Raw genomic sequence first — 16,080 nt, forward strand, 5'->3', positions numbered from 1 at the left:
CTAAACGTCCCTATCGTCTAGAGGCCTAGGACATCGCCCTTTCACGGCGGTAACCGGGGTTCGAATCCCCGTAGGGACGCCAATACTTCTTATCAAGCTTTTTCTTTTTTCTAATATTCATAACGAATGAATATTCTTAAATCATCACTATTTCTATCTTAATTCTCATTGACTGAATTTCTGTGTATTAAAAAAACATTTATTGCAAATAATTCTCATTTCTATTGATTATTCTTGTAAAGTTAATGATAATCGCTATCGTTTTTATCTGCATAATTGTTGACAGCCATGCGCTTTGCCTATTCTCCCCTTAATATCGCAATTTTGACTGCTTTAGCATCTCAAACGTATGCAAATGAAAGCCAGATCTCCGAAGAAATCAAAACCACTACGGTGTCGATGACACCTATTGAGGTTGAAGTCAAAGCCAAGCAAGAAGTAGGTAAAACCGTCTACACCAAAGAAGATTTAGAAAAAACGCCGAATAGCTCAAAAAATATCACAGACTTTTTAAAAGTTAATCCAAATGTGCAGTTTAGCCGTGAACAACGTTCTGCAGATTCACAGGCTGAGCTACGACCTTCCGAGATTTCTATTAATGGCGCGCAATCTTACCGAAATAAATTTGTAATTAACGGCGTCAATACCACCAATAACCTTGACCCTCTGGCAAGCGGCAACTCCTATTCAGGCAAGCTTGATGGTGGCTCACAAGGGATTGCCCTAAATACCGATTTAATTTGTAAATTAGAATTGATCGATAGTAATGTTTCTGCAGCATACGGCGAATTTACAGGTGGTGTAGTTAATGCTGAAACTTGTGCACCAAATACTGAAATTGGCAAAATCCACGGCTCCGTTACTTACGACTACACGGAAAGTGATTGGTCACGTTATCATTTTACCGATGAAGAAGAAGCTGCAGAGTTTGAAGATCCAACATCATCAAATAATAAAGAATATAAAAAACACGGCCTAAGCCTGAACCTATACAGCAAACTCTCTGAACAATGGGGCATCAATAGTTATGCCTCTAAACGTGAATCCATCGTTCCAGTAATGAGTGGTTTAGAAGATCGCAGTAAAGTCAAAAGCGAGCGTAATAATATCAACTTAGGAACTACCCTTTTTTACACACCTTCGGACACAATCAAAGCGAAGTTTGGCTTTGATTTAGGGGATTTGGACAGTCTAAATTTCGTTGATAAGCGAATAAATTCAAAAAGTATTAGCAATACAGAAACGCTGACATTTTTTGGTGAATTAGAAAGTAAACTCAATAATTCAACATTAAAACAAAATATTAGCTATCAAACGCTAAGCCAAGCACGTGAAAATGATTCAACTACCGGCATTCTTTGGAAGCAAACACCAACTAAAAACTGGAGTTCCAATCCTGGTGAAGGTGCCACAAGTAGTGATATTGAATTACACCAAGATACATTTTCGTATAGTCTAAAAAATGCTTTTGATACCATTCAGATTGGCAACAGCATGCAACAATTAAGCTTTGGTATGGGCTATGACTATTCTAAAGTTGCATGGGAACGGCCTAACGATGCCTATATGTATAATCAGCCTAAGACTTTTACATCTAGTTCAGGCATTAGCTGTACGGCAGGTGATATTCTTTGTGATGAAGCAACGGATGAAAATAACTATCAAGGCCAATATCAAACAAATGGCAAGTATTATCAAAAAGGTAAAGTTAATATTGACCAACAACGTGTGCATACCTTCATTGAAAACACATCGACTTGGGATAATTTTTCAGCGCGTATAGGTTTACGTGCAGATTATGACAGCTTGTCGAAAAATTTAAATATTGCACCTCGTACTGCCTTTAACTATAAACCGCTAAAAAATGATCTTTTGTCCTTCACTACGGGATGGAATCGATATTATGCAAACTATACCTTAGCCACTGAGCTGCAAGATCAACTTGCATTTTTGGAATACAATTTAAAACGCACAAAAAATCAAACTGAAGACTATTGGACTCAAACTGGGTTATCAGATTTAATATTAGCTAATTCCAATATTCAACGTGCCAATTTAAAGACCCCTTATGCTGACGAAATTGTGTTTGCCATTAATAGCCAAGTTAAAAACTGGAACCTTGGTCTGAAATGGGTGAATCGCGATAGCAAAGATGAAATCACAAAAAATCGTTTTATTGATCCAACAACCAGTAACACCATCGATCATTTTGAATATAGCAATAGTGGTAAAGCAAAAGCTGACATTTACACACTCACACTCAGAAATACGCTGCCAGTCGTTTATAAAAACTCTCTGCACGGGTTTAACTTTGGCTTTGATTACACTGAATCGGAAAAAAATTATTTAGACTATTCTGAGTCATATAACGTTAACAGTAATACCGCTGCTGAAGATCGCAATATTATCTTTAACGGCAGCCTCATCCAATTTAATGAACGTCCTGTTGAAAATTTCAATCAGCCTTGGACTGCTCGTTTTGGTTGGGACATTGAGTTTTCAAATTTACCATTAAAGATTAATAACTTCTTAAGCTACAAATCTGAATATAAAGATACGTATAAACTAAAAAACAAAGTTGAGCATGATGGTGTCCTGTTGGAAGCCTATGCTACAGATACGATTAGACCTCGATTTAGTTGGGATATGCGTACCACTTATGATTTCAATTTCGCTAAAGACTACAAAGCAATATTCGGTTTAACCATTAACAATATTACCAATCGACATAATATCTATACCACCCCAGGTATTAGTGAGTCGACCAACAGACTTAGATCTGAAATTGGGCGACAGTTCATTGCTGATGTCACATTTAAATTTTAATCTTCCCTATCAAGAGCGCCTTAAAAACGCTCTTGATTCATTTTAAAATAGACTAAAACATGAAAAAAATAATCTTACTCTTTGGCCTGTGCATAGTATGTCTCGGTATCTTCATCTACATTTTTAGACCCGAAGCCAGCCTACCGACAAATCTTTCAAATACTGTTGAGCACGATGCCAATCAGACAAATCAAACAGCATTGAATGATGACCAAGAATCTTCTATTCCCGAAACCAACGATCGTGACACTCAAATACAAGCGAAAAAAACCAAAAAATTGAGCGAAGAAGCAATACAGTATTACCGAACAGCAAGTAAATACGGTTGGGAGTCAATCGTTCGTGATTTTGAAAATGGAACCATCCTAAAAAGTAAAATGCCTAAAGGGGAAATAGAAAAACTTTGCGAAATTGCACTGAGTCAAAGCACTGCCGATAAAACCAAACGCTTATTTAAAGCAAATTGCAAACCACTCAATGGCCGTTCATCCTCTATGATTATTAATGGCGCATTAACCAATGCAGAAGGCAAAATAGATCAAAACGAAATCATTGAAAAATTAAAACTCTACAAGTCGGAAAATGTTTTACAAACACACGTTACGTATAAATTTGGCCCGTATGAAGAAAAAAGCTCTTTGCAATCCAAAGCAATTGGCTGGGGGCTTGAAGACGTTTCTGATTATTTGCTGAGTATTGGAGTCGATTACACGGGCGTGGATGGTAATTTAATTTTAGACAATATCAAAGGCCGTAACCCTTCTGTGAGTTTGGTTCAAAAACTACTGAATGCAGGAATCGAGCCCAATAGTAACGTTTATAAACAAATGGAACAGAATGACTTTTCAACCAAATATCCTGACGTTTACAATTTATTAAAAGCACACAAACCATGAAAAACATCGTTATTACCAGCTGCCTGCTAATGAGTATGCATTGCTTTGCAAATGCTCCATTACCACAAAATCTCTCTACCAATGCACCATCAGTGAAAAACATTCAAGACTTTAAAAAGATCAAAGGGATGACAAATGATGCATCTCGTTATTATAAATTTATAAACATATATGGTTGGTCAGCCATAGTGCAGGAATTTGAAAATAAAAATATTCAAAGCAGTAAAATGAAAAATAAAGAAGTTAAAAAAATGTGTGACACAGCGCATCTTATACTTCCACTTCAAGATATCAAGCGACTGATTGCTGCTAATTGCAAACCCAGCTCAAACGATGTCACTTTTAATACCATCAATAGGACTTTAAAAAATGGCGATGGTTCTATTAATGAACAAGAAATTATTGCTAAATTAGAATTTTATAATGCATTAGGATTATTAAAAACACATCAAACATACGGCCGTGGCTATCGTGCAGAAACATATAATTTACTCTACAAAGCTGCCGGTTTTGGTTTGCCTGATGTTTTTGATTATCTCCTGAATATCGGACTCACAGTAAAATATACCGATGGTAACTTACTAAATACACATTTTGATGGTCGCTCCCCTCAACTCGCTTTAACCCAAAAAATTTTAAAACTGGGTATCGAGCCAAATGCTTCAACCATCACAATCATGCAACAACGGAACTTTAAACAACACTACCCCGACATTTACCAAGTCATCCTATCCAATCTAGAACAGAAAAACCGTAAACTTTAATTAATTACAGCCTGACTGGTTTTGTTTATACTTCAGCTTGATCTATTTTGATGTAAGAATACCCTATGTTTAAAAAGTTGCTCTTGGTTTTAGCCATCTTATTTCCATCTGCACTCTATCTGTATATTGTGAGCCGCGATGACAACAAAGCCCCTGTAACCGAACAAACTCAAGTACCTGCAACCTCCGAAGCCGAATATCAAACTCCTGACCATTAATCTAATGGTCAGTGCTAAAGATTTAAATTTTAGATCAGTATTATCACATTATAAGAAAAATTCGATTTATCAATCATTTCACTGCATTCAATCATAAAATATACCTTTCATTCAATTTTCATTTCACTATGCAATCTCCCTCTGAACCTTCGCAACACTCGTCTGCTGAAGGTAAAAGTCCATCGCTTAAACGTGCGATGACGACTCGACACCTTGTGATGCTCTCACTTGGTGGTGCAATTGGTACTGGTTTGTTTATGGGTTCAGGTGAAGTTATTTCACAAGCTGGGCCTTTAGGCGCTGTTCTTGCCTATATTATTGGCGGTTTGATTGCCTACATGGTCATGCTCTGTTTGGGTGAACTTGCCGTACATTTACCTGTTTCTGGCTCTTTTGGTGCTTTTGCGACTAATTATATTGGCCCGGGTACCGGTTATATGGTGTCTTGGATGTACTGGTTGGGCTGGTCTGCCACCTTAGGTACAGAATTTACTGCGGCGGCTATTTTGATGCAGGAATGGTTTCCACAAACCTCTATTTGGTTATGGACACTGATCTTTGCAGCTGGCGTACTGATCTCTAATTTAAGCTCTACACGTGCATTCGCAGAGTCAGAATTTTGGTTATCCATGGTGAAAGTTGCAACAGTGTTGATTTTCATCATCCTTGGTTTTGCCTGCATCTTTGGTTTCGTGCCTTTCCAAGGCTATGAATCAGCTCCAATGTTCCACAATTTGACTGAACATGGTTGGCTGCCAAATGGTTTGTTCCCACTGTTTGCCACGCTATTGATCGTGAACTTTGCCTTTAATGGTACGGAGATGATTGGTATCGCTGCAGGTGAAACTGAAAGCCCTGAAAAGAATGTACCTAAAGCCATCCATGCTGCGGTATGGCGCTTAATCATTTTCTTTGTCGGCACTATTATCGTCATCAGTTCCCTGTTGACCTATACCGATGCAGGTTTAAATGTCGGTGGACATGGCGGATTAAGTAGTAGTCCATTCGTTTCCGTATTTAACCTGATGGGCATTCCCTATGCAGAAGACTTAATTCGTTTCGTCATTATTACGGCTTTACTGTCTACAGCTAACTCTGGTTTATATGCTGCATCGCGTATGATGTGGGCACTGTCTGCACAAAAACAATTACCAAGTGCTTTCGGCAAATTAAGCAAAACAGGTGTGCCTTATATTGCTGTATTGGTCACTATGATCGGTGGTTTACCAGGTCTATTGTCAGAACAATTTGGCGCAGATGTCATCTTCAAGAACTTGATGGGGGTTGCTGCCTTCACCATGGTGATCGTGTGGATGAGTATTTGCTGGAGTCAATTTAACTTCCGTCGCCAATGGCTGAAACAAGGTCATAGCGTGTCAGAACTTAAATTCCGTACACCATGGTTCCCGCTGGTTCCAATTCTTGGCTTTGTCTGCTGTACCGCAACAGGTTTAAGTATGGCTGCAGATCCTGAAATGCTTTCAGGCTTTATTGGCTGTCTGATCTTTATGGCGGCGTGTTATGCAGGTTATTATTGGTTATATCACGATAAATAAAATAGTTAAGGTGGCTCATTAGCCACCTTTTTTTATGAAACTATTTCTCTTCCCTATGAGAGAAAAATTAGGGTTTCCATATAAATTCAAAAATGATTTGTGGGAGCAGTTTAATCCACAAAAACCACTGTACAAATTATAATTTAAAGAAATAGTTCAACTGCTTTTCGTCAATGAGTTTTTATCCTCGCTCAACACCAAGATATAATCCCATACTTTCAACTCTAATGAGTCCTTTTCGGATTTTGCCCCTTTAGAAACATTAGCTAAAAGACACACAGCTACTATTGCTAGAAATATTTGGATAGATACTCTCAAACTTGTATTAGATATTAATTCAACAAAAGTAAAGTTAAAAACTATTAATGAAAGTGGCAAAAGCACCCGACTTGAATTCATCTGTTTTTTAAATTCAGGAAAATCACGATTAATAACCAATAAATCTTGTTTGTCTTTACTCCACAACATTGGCTCAAAACTTACATCCAATTTTTTTTCTAATTTTTCAAGTTCTACATCATCACTAGACAACTGATATCTTCGAACCTTTAAGATTAAATATAATTTAAAAAAGCTCTGGATATCTAAAAAATAATGAGAATCATCTAAAGATTTGAGGTGATTATACGTAATTCTACTTTCCCCATCTAAATCCCTAAATAAAAGTTCATCAATAATTCTTTCAAACTCTGATTTACTGATATACGAAGAAAAATTATTTGGATAAACTTCAAACCAATGCAAATAATTCAATAAAACTATATAGAATCTTTCATGGACTTTGCCCACATTAAATTGATTGATTTCAAATAAAATTCCAGAAATAAACTCATTAAAATTATTTTTCATTAAAAAAATTCTGTTTTTTGTTTCATTTATATACATTTAGAATATAACAATGAAACTCTATTTTGACAAATATAGATGGGCTATGTACTATACACCCACCTCAAAACGTCCCTATCGTCTAGAGGCCTAGGACATCGCCCTTTCACGGCGGTAACCGGGGTTCGAATCCCCGTAGGGACGCCAATTCTTCTGTCAGTTCTGACAAACTTAAAGTTTATTTATCTATAATTTATATTAATTGATTGCATCATCATTGCATTCTTCTCTACAATTACTCGCTTCATTATTTGATTCTCCTTTTTCTCTATGCAGTCATCACATTCTCCGAATGATGCTTCGCATCAGGGCAATTCTGCGCCGTTAAAACGCGCTATGAGTACTCGACATCTGGTGATGATTTCGCTTGGCGGCGCAATCGGTACTGGTTTATTTCTTGGTTCGGGTGAAGTCATTGCACAAACGGGGCCTGTAGGTGCCATTATTTCGTATTTTTTAGGCGGTATTATCGCCTATATGGTGATGCTTTGCTTAGGCGAGCTCGCTGTACATATGCCAGAATCTGGTTCATTTGGCGCTTATGCTAAACGCTATATCGGACCTGGTACGGGTTATACCATCACTTGGCTCTATTGGCTGACATGGTCAGTAACGCTAGGAACTGAATTTACCGCTGCTGCACTTTTAATGCAGGAATGGTTCCCAGACAGCTCTATGTGGATGTGGACCTTAATCTTTGGTGCTTTTGTATTCTGCTTGAATATGATTTCAACCAAATGGTTTGCTGAATCTGAATTTTGGCTAGCTTTAGTCAAAGTGATTACCGTTGTAGCCTTTATTATTTTAGGTCTATTGGCCATTTTTGGTGTTTTAGGCTATCGAGGCTATGAAGCTGCACCGCTGTTTAGCAACCTCACTGCACAAGGTTGGTTCCCTGAAGGCTTGTTCCCAATCTTCGCTACAATGTTGATTGTGAACTTTGCATTCTCAGGTACTGAACTGATTGGTGTTGCTGCGGGTGAAACCAAAGATCCAGCGAAAAATGTACCTAAAGCCATTAACACGGCGATTTTCCGCTTATTGATTTTCTTTGTGGGTACCATTGTTGTTATTACTGCATTATTGCCCCATCAAGAAGCTGGCTTATCTGCCGAAGGTGTAAGTAGTTCACCTTTCGTAACAGTATTCCAGCACATTGGTATTCCTTATGCAGAAGACATCATCCGCTTTGTGATTATCACAGCCCTACTTTCTGCTGCTAACTCTGGTTTATTTGCTGCATCTCGAATGATGTGGTCATTGTCCTATAGTAAGCAATTACCTGCGGTGTTCTCTAAAGTGAACTCACGTGGTATTCCTTATGTTGCGGTGATTGTGACCATGATCGGTGGTATGCCAGGCTTACTTTCTGAGCAATTTGCACCAGAAACCATCTTCAAAAACTTGTTAGGTGTTGCGGCATTTACCATGGTGGTGGTATGGATGAGTATTTGTTTAAGCCAATTCAACTTCCGTCGTCAGTGGTATAAAGAAGGCAAAACTGCAAAAGATTTAGCTTTTGCTGCACCACTCTTCCCAATCGTGCCGATACTCGGTTTTGTATTCTGTCTGATTACCTGTATTAGTATGGTATTTGACCCAGAAATGTTAACTGGCTTTATCTGCTGTATGATCTTCATTGTGGCGTGTTATATCAGCTACTACACCTTGTATCACAACAAAGATTGATCTGCGTTGTCATACCACCAAACACGATAAAAGAGTAACTTCGGTTGCTCTTTTTTTATGGCTATATTTTAATAAAAGTAGAATAAAAACTGGTCCGTCGATGAGGTGCAATATGCAGATCATCTTTATCCATGGCATGAATCAACAGCAACAAACTGCACGTTCGCTCGAACAGCATTGGCTTGCACTGTTGTCTCAAGGCTTAAAGCAAAGCCATCAAGAGACTTTTTTATCGTATATACAGCACCATATGCGCATGCCTTTTTATGGAGACTTACTCACGCGTTATCATTTGCAGAATATGCTTCAAGCCAGCACCTTGACACCTCAAACGTGGCCACATTTTCCGTTTATCCATCGCACTGAACTCCCAGAAAAATCACCAAAAGTATTTGAGCATCATGCCGTACAAAACAATCTACCTGACATCACCCTCAATGATGCTATTGGATTGAGCCAGTCATTCAAATCGATCACCGCACTCGGCAAAGATCTTGCGCTACGCGATTTTGCAGTTTTAATGAATTATTTCCCCAAATTACATGCCACACTTTTGCATAAATTTTTGGTCGAAACTTAACTCTATTTATCCAATCCACACTTTATTCAGGCAGTTCATACTCGTCTGCATGAGCAATTACATCAAACGAAACCCACCCTGTTGATTGCACATTCGCTAGGTAGCGTGATTGCGTATCATTTTTTACTGTTACATCCTGAACTCAACATACAGCGCTTTATCACCTTGGGCTCACCTTTGGCTTTTCGTGTCATCCAAGCCCACTTACCTCAGCCTTTACAGCGATCTGATGCAATTTCAGGAGATTGGTTAAACTTTTATTCACATGATGATTTTCTCAGCGCTTTTCCGCTGAGTCAGGCACCATTTGATTTTCAACCCGCCATTTTCAATCAGCAAATTCAGACATCGATTGAACACCCACACGATATTGCTGGATATTTAACACATCCAGAAGTTATTGCTACAATCTTACAAGTGTTGAAAAAATCGACATAAATAATGTATTTTTCAAACATTTTTAGCAAATTGTTTTAATTTTATGCACTCAACAACAAAAACTGAATTTATTTATAGAAAAGCGTTTGACACCCCCCAATTTTCACCCTAATATACGCCCACCTCTGAAACGTCCCTATCGTCTAGAGGCCTAGGACATCGCCCTTTCACGGCGGTAACCGGGGTTCGAATCCCCGTAGGGACGCCAATTTTCAGAAGTACATTTTATTAAGTCCCTATCGTCTAGAGGCCTAGGACATCGCCCTTTCACGGCGGTAACCGGGGTTCGAATCCCCGTAGGGACGCCATTATTTAGTCTAAAAACTTAGACTAAAATAAACGGTTTTAAAATTTGCTTTCTGTACTGTCCCTATCGTCTAGAGGCCTAGGACATCGCCCTTTCACGGCGGTAACCGGGGTTCGAATCCCCGTAGGGACGCCATATTCGAGTTGGTTTTAACCACTCATTAAAAAGCTCAAGCATTGCGACTTGGGCTTTTTTATTGCCTTAATTTCTAAATATTTCTTTTAAAAGTTTTGAATCATAAATGGCCTTAGGGGCAATCACCTGCTCATTTAGCGGAATATTTTGACCATAGCGCTGCCGCATTAGACGCTGCACTTCATTTTGTTTTAAATCAAATTGTTTCAGTTGTTGTAATGGAGAAAGTTCGATACCTAAAGCATGCTGATAAGCTTTCCAAACAATTTCAGAACAGTAAATTGCACGGTCATCCCATTCAAAATAAATATCATAGGGTTTGCCCAAGTACTTTTCCGCATGTTGTACCAGCTTCGTTTTCTGCGGCACATTTAAGGGTTGTTTGAGCCTTTTCACCACATAGTGAGCATTTTCCCCACGCGTGATCCATTGATTTAAAGCGGTATATTGCACAGGTTGAATGGCTTCAAGCACCCACGTTTGGTTATTTTTATTTACGATCATACCCATGTGACTATAGGGCGAATGTGTGGCCTTTTGAATGCTTAAACTTTGCTGTGACTTTGAGATATGAAAAATAATATCTCCCGTCTGAAATGTAGACTGAGCATAGAGGGCAGAACTGAGCCCCGAAAGAATGACCGTTAATATTAAAATTTTAGACATTTTTATTGTAAGCAATATTGATATGAATGAAGGCAACCATAACATGAATATATGTCGGTTGCCCTGATTCTAAAAATTCAATGATTGATTAAGCCGACTTACGTGAATTGACTTGCCCTTTAATGACCGCGGTTAAATTACCTTTGAGATATTTAAAAAACACTTTTAAGGGCGAAAGTTTAGGATTTGGCTGTTTGCCTTCACCAATCGATTTAAACTGAGCGGCATACCAAATAATTTCCATAATCGCCATTTTATCTATCATCGGTATGCCAGTTTTAATTTTATCCACACCGTAACGAACATCCTGCCCCGACAATAAACGATCAGCCAAATCGACTTCTACAGCGAAAGGACGTGCAATACCAATAAAATCACAAGCTCCACTGTCTAGTGCAGCATTCATGCCTTGCACGGTTCTAAACCCGCCGGTAACCATTAACGCGCATTTCACTTCTTTACGGATATTGTCCGCAAAATCGAGGAAATAAGCTTCACGAGCAATGGTACTGGCTTTACGTTTTTCTTCTTTAGCACCCGCCATCGCTGGCGCTTCATAGGAACCGCCCGAGATTTCAATCATATCAATCCCTGCGGCATCGATTGCTTTAAAGACCTCAATCACATCTGCTTCGCTAATTCCGCCGCGTTGGAAATCAGCAGAATTTAGTTTGACCGAAATAATAAAATTATCTGTCGTCGCTGCACGAACTGCCTTATAGATTTCAAGCAAAAAGCGCATGCGATTTTCATTTGAACCGCCCCACTGATCTTGACGTTTATTGGTCAGTGGCGACAAGAACTGACTAATTAAGTAACCATGCGCACCATGCAATTGCACGCCTTCGAAGCCTGCCTTTTGACAAATGTGTGCGGCACGTGCAAAACGCTGAATGATATCTAAAATTTCATCCTCACGAAGTTCGCGCGGTGTTCCAAATGTTGTAGCTAACATCGGACTAAATGGCACAGCAGACGGTGCAACCGTTTCTTTATTTAAACCTTTAGGACATTGACGGCCCGGATGTGAAAGTTGAACCAATTGCACCATGCCGTGCTTTTTCCCTAGCTCAGCCCACTGTGTTAATTGCGCTAAATCTCGCTCTGTTTCAGCGACAACAACCCCCGGCTCATTTTTAGCACGAAAATCCACCATGACATTACCGGTAATGGCACAGCCTAAACCACCCTTCGCCCAAGCTTCATATAATCCAAAATGTAAGTGATTGGGTTGGCCTGCGGTATTGGCCAATGCTTCGCTCATTGCACCTTTAATGATGCGATTTTTAAATGTGGTATTACGAATTTTAAAGCTTTCAGCTAAATGGCTCATGGCAATGTCCAAAATGAAATAATAAGTCCTGAGTATTTACTCTAATTATTATTTTCTAAAGGTCAAGGATATTTTGACAATGACACATGTCAAAATATCCATAGCTTTGATTTTAGTATTGGCTGGCTGCAATTAATTTACGGGTATAGTCCGTTTGTGGTCGTGCAAATAGATCTTCAGTGTCTTGAAACTCCATGACTTTGGCATGTCGCAGTACCAACACTTTTTGACACAGGGCTTTGACCACGTGTAAATCATGACTGATAAATAAATAACTCATATTAAATTCTTGCTGCAAACGCCGTAGCAGCTTCACGATGGCTTTTTGTGTCGTCCGATCTAGTGCCGATGTGGGTTCATCGAGTATCAATAATTTAGGACGTAATACCAACGCACGTGCTAAGGCGACTCTCTGCCGTTGCCCACCCGATAATTCATGTGGATAACGCTGCTTAAATGAGCTGGCTAATTCGACTTTCTGCAAAGCTTCATCTATACGCTGTACAATTTCATTTGCAGGTAAATGCTGTAAGGCCAAACCTTCGCCAATGGTTTGCTCTACATTTAGCCGTGGATTTAAACTACTGAATGGATCTTGAAAGACAATTTGAAATTCACGACGTAAAGGTCTGAGCTGTTTTTCTGAAAGTTGATGGATGGCGTGTAGATTTAACATAATTTCGCCATCACTTTCTATGAGCCGAGCAATAGCCAATGCTAGGGAGCTTTTCCCTGAACCACTCTCTCCAACAATACCGATCGACTCACCTTCAGCCACTGTTAAATCCAAAGCCTCTACCGCAACGACATAATCTTTGATGCGGTTCAATAAGCCTTGTTTGACTGGGAACTTCACTCCTAATTGGTGTAATTTTAAAAGTGTCTGCGTTTGTGAAACCTGTATTGCTTTACCAAAATCATGGTCTAATAGATTTTTGGTATACGCCTGCTTCGGTTGCTCAAAAATTTCCTGAACATCTCCTTGTTCCACCACTTGTCCACGATTCATCACAATCACATGTTCGGCATAGCGCTTGACCAAATTCAGGTCATGGCTAATTAAAATCATGGCCATATTACGCTGCTGTTGTAGCGACTTTAATAAATTTAAGATTTGCGCTTGCAAAGTGACATCTAAAGCCGTGGTTGGCTCATCAGCGATTAAAATATCAGGATCTAAGGCCAATGCCATGGCAATCATGACACGTTGTCGCTGCCCCCCTGACAACTCATGTGGATAGCGTCTTAATTTATCTTCAGCATCCGGAATACCCACATCATTTAATAATTCTATAACCCGCTGTCGTGTTTTTGCCTTCGACCAACCCTGTAACAACAGTGACTCACCAACAATCTTTTCCACCCGATGTAAGGGATTTAAGGCCGTCATCGGCTCTTGAAAAATCATGGCAATTTTCTGTCCACGAATGTTTCGGTGCTGCTCAGGACTCAGTCCAAGAATATTCTGTCCATTCAAGCTGACGCTGCCTGTGACCTGCAGATCACTTGGCAACAAACCGAGTATAGCTAGGCTGCTAATCGATTTACCTGAACCGCTTTCTCCAACAATGGCTATCGTTTCACCTGCATGCAAATTAAAATTCAGGTCTTCAACCAAGACCTGTGCTGCATGTGAAATATGTAAATGCTCCACCGCTAACACGATGGGAGGTACATTAACTTGATGATTATTGACGTCTAGGATCGAATGCATCACGTGTCGCCTCCCCAATGTAAATCAATAAAGACAGCACGATCGCTAAGGTAAAAAACCCCGATAAGGCTAGCCATGGTGCATTCAGATTGTTTTTCCCTTGAAGCAATAACTCACCTAAGGACGCGGCATCAGGCGGTAAGCCATAACCTAAGAAATCTAAGGCTGTCAGTGCCGTAATATTTGCCGTGAGCATGAAAGGTAGCTGTGAAAGACTGGAACTCATCGCATTTGGTAAGATATGCCGAAACATAATGGTGCTATCTGTAACGCCAAGACTCCGTGCTGCACGGACATAATCAAAATTACGAGCACGCAAAAACTCTGCACGAACCAAGCCGACCAAAGTGGGCCAGCCAAACAGCAGCATAATGACAAAGAGCCAATACACACTCGGAGTAAACATGCTGACCAAAATCATCACCATGAATAGCATCGGTAGTCCGCCCCAGACTTCTAAAATCCGTTGACCAATGAGGTCTACCCAGCCACCATAATAGCCCTGTATCGCCCCAACCATGATGCCCAATATGGCTGAAGCAAAAGTTAATGCAAAACCAAACAAGAGCGACACACGTAGTCCATATAAAATACGTGCGAGCACATCACGCCCTTGGTCATCGGTACCGAGCCAATTTTGTGCAGTCGGTGCAGATGGCACAGGCACAGCCAACTCTAAATTCGGTGTTTGATAGGAAAATTTAATCAGTGGCCATACAGCCCATCCTTTATCATCAATCAGTTGCTGTACCACAGGATCTTTATAATCTGCCTCAGTTTCAAATACGCCACCGAAAGCAGTTTCTGGATAACTTTTTAATACGGGAACGTATAAAGAATCATCGTATTTGACCAAGAGCGGTTTATCATTGGCAATAAACTCGACAGCTAATGACAACATAAAAATCAAGGCAAAGCTGATAAAGCATGTAAAGCCTAATTTATTTTCTTTAAAACGTTGAAAACGTGCTTGCATGATCGGAGACATTATTTTGCCCCCTGCGAATCAAAATTAATTCGTGGATCAATCATTTGATACATGACATCACTGATTAATCTTAATATCAGCCCCATCAAGGTAAAAATAAACAAGGTGCCAAAAATCACTGGATAATCACGCTGTACAATGGCTTCAAATCCTAATAACCCCAGACCATCTAGATTGAAAATAATTTCAATAAATAGATTTCCCACAAAGAAGATGCCAATTAATGCTTCTGGTAGACCAGCAATAACAATGAGCATTGCATTACGAAATACATGCCCATACAGCACACGTGATTCGGTCAAACCTTTAGAACGAGCAGCAAGAACATATTGCTTATTTAATTCTTCCATAAAAGAGTATTTGGTCAGATAAGTTAAGCCAGCGAAACCACCAATTACCATAGCAAACAAAGGCAACACCATATGCCAAAAATAATCTGAAATTTTGCCAAATACACTTAACTCAGCAAAATTCTCTGAAACTAAACCTTGTAGAGGAAACCACTGAAAATATGAACCACCTGCAAAAAATACAATGAGTAAAATGGCAAAGGCAAAAGCAGGAATGGCGTAGCCGATAGCCAATAAAATAGACGTACTTTTATCAAATAACAGACCATGTTGACGGGCTTTTTTAATGCCTAATGGAATAGACACCATATAGATCAGCAAGGTACTCCATAAGCCAAGGGATAAGGATACAGGCAGCTTTTCCCAAAGTAGCTGGGTCACAGGCTTATCTTTAAAGAAACTGGTACCAAAATCTAGCGTCACATAGCCCTTTAACATGAGCCAAAAACGTTCGAATAATGGTTTATCGAAACCATATTGCGCTTCGATTTTTGCCACCATTTCTTCACTGAGGCCTTTAGCACCTTGGTATTTACTGCCTGTCGTCGCAGTTTCACCACCACCTGTGTTTCCCATACCTTGAAAGGACTCAGCTTGCTGTATGGCTTGTTCAACAGGTCCTCCCGGTGCAATCTGAATCACGACAAAGTTAATCAGTAAAATGAAAAACAATGTTGGAATAATCAGGAGCAATCTTTTTAAAATATATGTGCCCATGTTGCTTTAACATTCCCT

The 16,080-nt window shown here is 39.5% G+C and carries 12 protein-coding genes, 5 tRNA genes and 1 pseudogene; 12 read left to right on the forward strand and 6 right to left on the reverse strand.

The window, feature by feature from the left end; translation table 11 throughout:
• Positions 1–6: 6 nt before the first annotated feature.
• From FTT88_RS09250 to FTT88_RS09275, 6 genes are all read left to right on the forward strand, one after another.
• A tRNA-Glu gene (locus FTT88_RS09250) sits at positions 7–82 on the forward strand.
• A 206-nt stretch (positions 83–288) separates the two neighbouring features.
• Positions 289–2,826: a TonB-dependent receptor plug domain-containing protein gene (locus FTT88_RS09255; RefSeq protein ID WP_180004188.1), complete on the forward strand. Its 2,538-nt coding sequence runs from the start codon at positions 289–291 to the stop codon at positions 2,824–2,826.
• Positions 2,827–2,885: 59 nt separating this feature from the next.
• Complete coding sequence (locus FTT88_RS09260; RefSeq protein ID WP_180004186.1) at positions 2,886–3,722, forward strand: hypothetical protein; 837 nt, start codon at positions 2,886–2,888, stop codon at positions 3,720–3,722.
• On the forward strand, positions 3,719–4,486 hold the full coding sequence (locus FTT88_RS09265) for a hypothetical protein (protein ID WP_180004184.1): 768 nt from the start codon (positions 3,719–3,721) through the stop codon (positions 4,484–4,486). The genes FTT88_RS09260 and FTT88_RS09265 overlap by 4 nt, the downstream gene beginning before the upstream one ends.
• Before the next feature lie 65 nt (positions 4,487–4,551).
• On the forward strand, positions 4,552–4,704 hold the full coding sequence (locus FTT88_RS09270; RefSeq protein ID WP_180004134.1) for a hypothetical protein: 153 nt from the start codon (positions 4,552–4,554) through the stop codon (positions 4,702–4,704).
• 128 nt (positions 4,705–4,832) lie between these two features.
• Positions 4,833–6,260 carry an amino acid permease gene (locus tag FTT88_RS09275; protein WP_180004182.1) on the forward strand — a complete coding sequence of 476 codons (1,428 nt, stop codon included), beginning with the start codon at positions 4,833–4,835 and terminating at the stop codon, positions 6,258–6,260.
• Positions 6,261–6,416: 156 nt separating this feature from the next.
• On the opposite strand, the gene FTT88_RS09280 is transcribed toward FTT88_RS09275, so the two are convergent.
• Positions 6,417–7,109, reverse strand: a complete 693-nt coding sequence (locus FTT88_RS09280; RefSeq protein WP_180004181.1) for a hypothetical protein — start codon at positions 7,107–7,109, stop codon at positions 6,417–6,419.
• A gap of 107 nt (positions 7,110–7,216) precedes the next feature.
• Here FTT88_RS09280 and FTT88_RS09285 point away from each other — a divergent pair.
• The 6 genes and pseudogenes from FTT88_RS09285 to FTT88_RS09310 all read left to right on the forward strand — a co-directional run bounded on the left by FTT88_RS09285 (position 7,217) and on the right by FTT88_RS09310 (position 10,294).
• Positions 7,217–7,292: transfer RNA gene (locus FTT88_RS09285), tRNA-Glu, on the forward strand.
• Between the two features lie 123 nt (positions 7,293–7,415).
• Positions 7,416–8,834, forward strand: a complete 1,419-nt coding sequence (locus tag FTT88_RS09290) for an amino acid permease (protein WP_078189154.1) — start codon at positions 7,416–7,418, stop codon at positions 8,832–8,834.
• A gap of 112 nt (positions 8,835–8,946) precedes the next feature.
• Positions 8,947–9,852 (forward strand): annotated as a pseudogene (locus FTT88_RS09295) (alpha/beta hydrolase).
• 132 nt (positions 9,853–9,984) lie between these two features.
• Positions 9,985–10,060, forward strand: a tRNA-Glu gene (locus tag FTT88_RS09300).
• 24 nt (positions 10,061–10,084) lie between these two features.
• Positions 10,085–10,160: transfer RNA gene (locus FTT88_RS09305), tRNA-Glu, on the forward strand.
• 58 nt (positions 10,161–10,218) lie between these two features.
• A tRNA-Glu gene (locus FTT88_RS09310) sits at positions 10,219–10,294 on the forward strand.
• A gap of 66 nt (positions 10,295–10,360) precedes the next feature.
• Here the strand turns inward: FTT88_RS09310 and FTT88_RS09315 are convergent.
• The 5 genes from FTT88_RS09315 to FTT88_RS09335 form a co-directional block, all read right to left on the reverse strand.
• Positions 10,361–10,960, reverse strand: coding sequence for a YiiX family permuted papain-like enzyme (locus FTT88_RS09315; protein WP_180004180.1), 600 nt, complete (start codon positions 10,958–10,960; stop codon positions 10,361–10,363).
• An 88-nt stretch (positions 10,961–11,048) separates the two neighbouring features.
• Entirely contained in the window at positions 11,049–12,293 is a 1,245-nt protein-coding gene (locus FTT88_RS09320) for an NADH:flavin oxidoreductase/NADH oxidase family protein (RefSeq protein WP_180004179.1), read from the reverse strand.
• A 112-nt stretch (positions 12,294–12,405) separates the two neighbouring features.
• Positions 12,406–14,007 (reverse strand): ABC transporter ATP-binding protein, encoded by a 1,602-nt coding sequence (locus FTT88_RS09325; RefSeq protein WP_180004221.1) that lies wholly within the window; start codon positions 14,005–14,007, stop codon positions 12,406–12,408.
• Entirely contained in the window at positions 13,982–14,995 is a 1,014-nt protein-coding gene (locus FTT88_RS09330; RefSeq protein ID WP_180004178.1) for an ABC transporter permease, read from the reverse strand. Before FTT88_RS09330 ends, FTT88_RS09325 begins: the two co-directional genes overlap by 26 nt.
• The gene (locus FTT88_RS09335; RefSeq protein WP_180004177.1) at positions 14,995–16,062 is read right to left on the reverse strand and encodes a microcin C ABC transporter permease YejB; all 1,068 of its coding nucleotides are present in this window, start codon (positions 16,060–16,062) and stop codon (positions 14,995–14,997) included. Before FTT88_RS09335 ends, FTT88_RS09330 begins: the two co-directional genes overlap by 1 nt.
• Positions 16,063–16,080 lie beyond the last annotated feature (18 nt).

The organism is Acinetobacter sp. YH01024, assembly GCF_013420195.1.
Lineage (GTDB): Bacteria > Pseudomonadota > Gammaproteobacteria > Pseudomonadales > Moraxellaceae > Acinetobacter > Acinetobacter amyesii.

What these genes read in the sequence shown, in the direction of transcription:
- FTT88_RS09265 (WP_180004184.1), top strand. Translation starts at nt 3,719, where the DNA reads ATGAAAAACATCGTTATTACCAGCTGCCTGCTAATGAGTATGCATTGC.
- FTT88_RS09335 (WP_180004177.1), bottom strand. Translation starts at nt 16,062, where the DNA reads ATGGGCACATATATTTTAAAAAGATTGCTCCTGATTATTCCAACATTG.
- FTT88_RS09315 (WP_180004180.1), bottom strand. Translation starts at nt 10,960, where the DNA reads ATGTCTAAAATTTTAATATTAACGGTCATTCTTTCGGGGCTCAGTTCT.
- FTT88_RS09260 (WP_180004186.1), top strand. Translation starts at nt 2,886, where the DNA reads ATGAAAAAAATAATCTTACTCTTTGGCCTGTGCATAGTATGTCTCGGT.
- FTT88_RS09320 (WP_180004179.1), bottom strand. Translation starts at nt 12,293, where the DNA reads ATGAGCCATTTAGCTGAAAGCTTTAAAATTCGTAATACCACATTTAAA.
- FTT88_RS09270 (WP_180004134.1), top strand. Translation starts at nt 4,552, where the DNA reads ATGTTTAAAAAGTTGCTCTTGGTTTTAGCCATCTTATTTCCATCTGCA.
- FTT88_RS09275 (WP_180004182.1), top strand. Translation starts at nt 4,833, where the DNA reads ATGCAATCTCCCTCTGAACCTTCGCAACACTCGTCTGCTGAAGGTAAA.
- FTT88_RS09325 (WP_180004221.1), bottom strand. Translation starts at nt 14,007, where the DNA reads ATGCATTCGATCCTAGACGTCAATAATCATCAAGTTAATGTACCTCCC.
- FTT88_RS09255 (WP_180004188.1), top strand. Translation starts at nt 289, where the DNA reads ATGCGCTTTGCCTATTCTCCCCTTAATATCGCAATTTTGACTGCTTTA.
- FTT88_RS09290 (WP_078189154.1), top strand. Translation starts at nt 7,416, where the DNA reads ATGCAGTCATCACATTCTCCGAATGATGCTTCGCATCAGGGCAATTCT.
- FTT88_RS09330 (WP_180004178.1), bottom strand. Translation starts at nt 14,995, where the DNA reads ATGTCTCCGATCATGCAAGCACGTTTTCAACGTTTTAAAGAAAATAAA.
- FTT88_RS09280 (WP_180004181.1), bottom strand. Translation starts at nt 7,109, where the DNA reads ATGAAAAATAATTTTAATGAGTTTATTTCTGGAATTTTATTTGAAATC.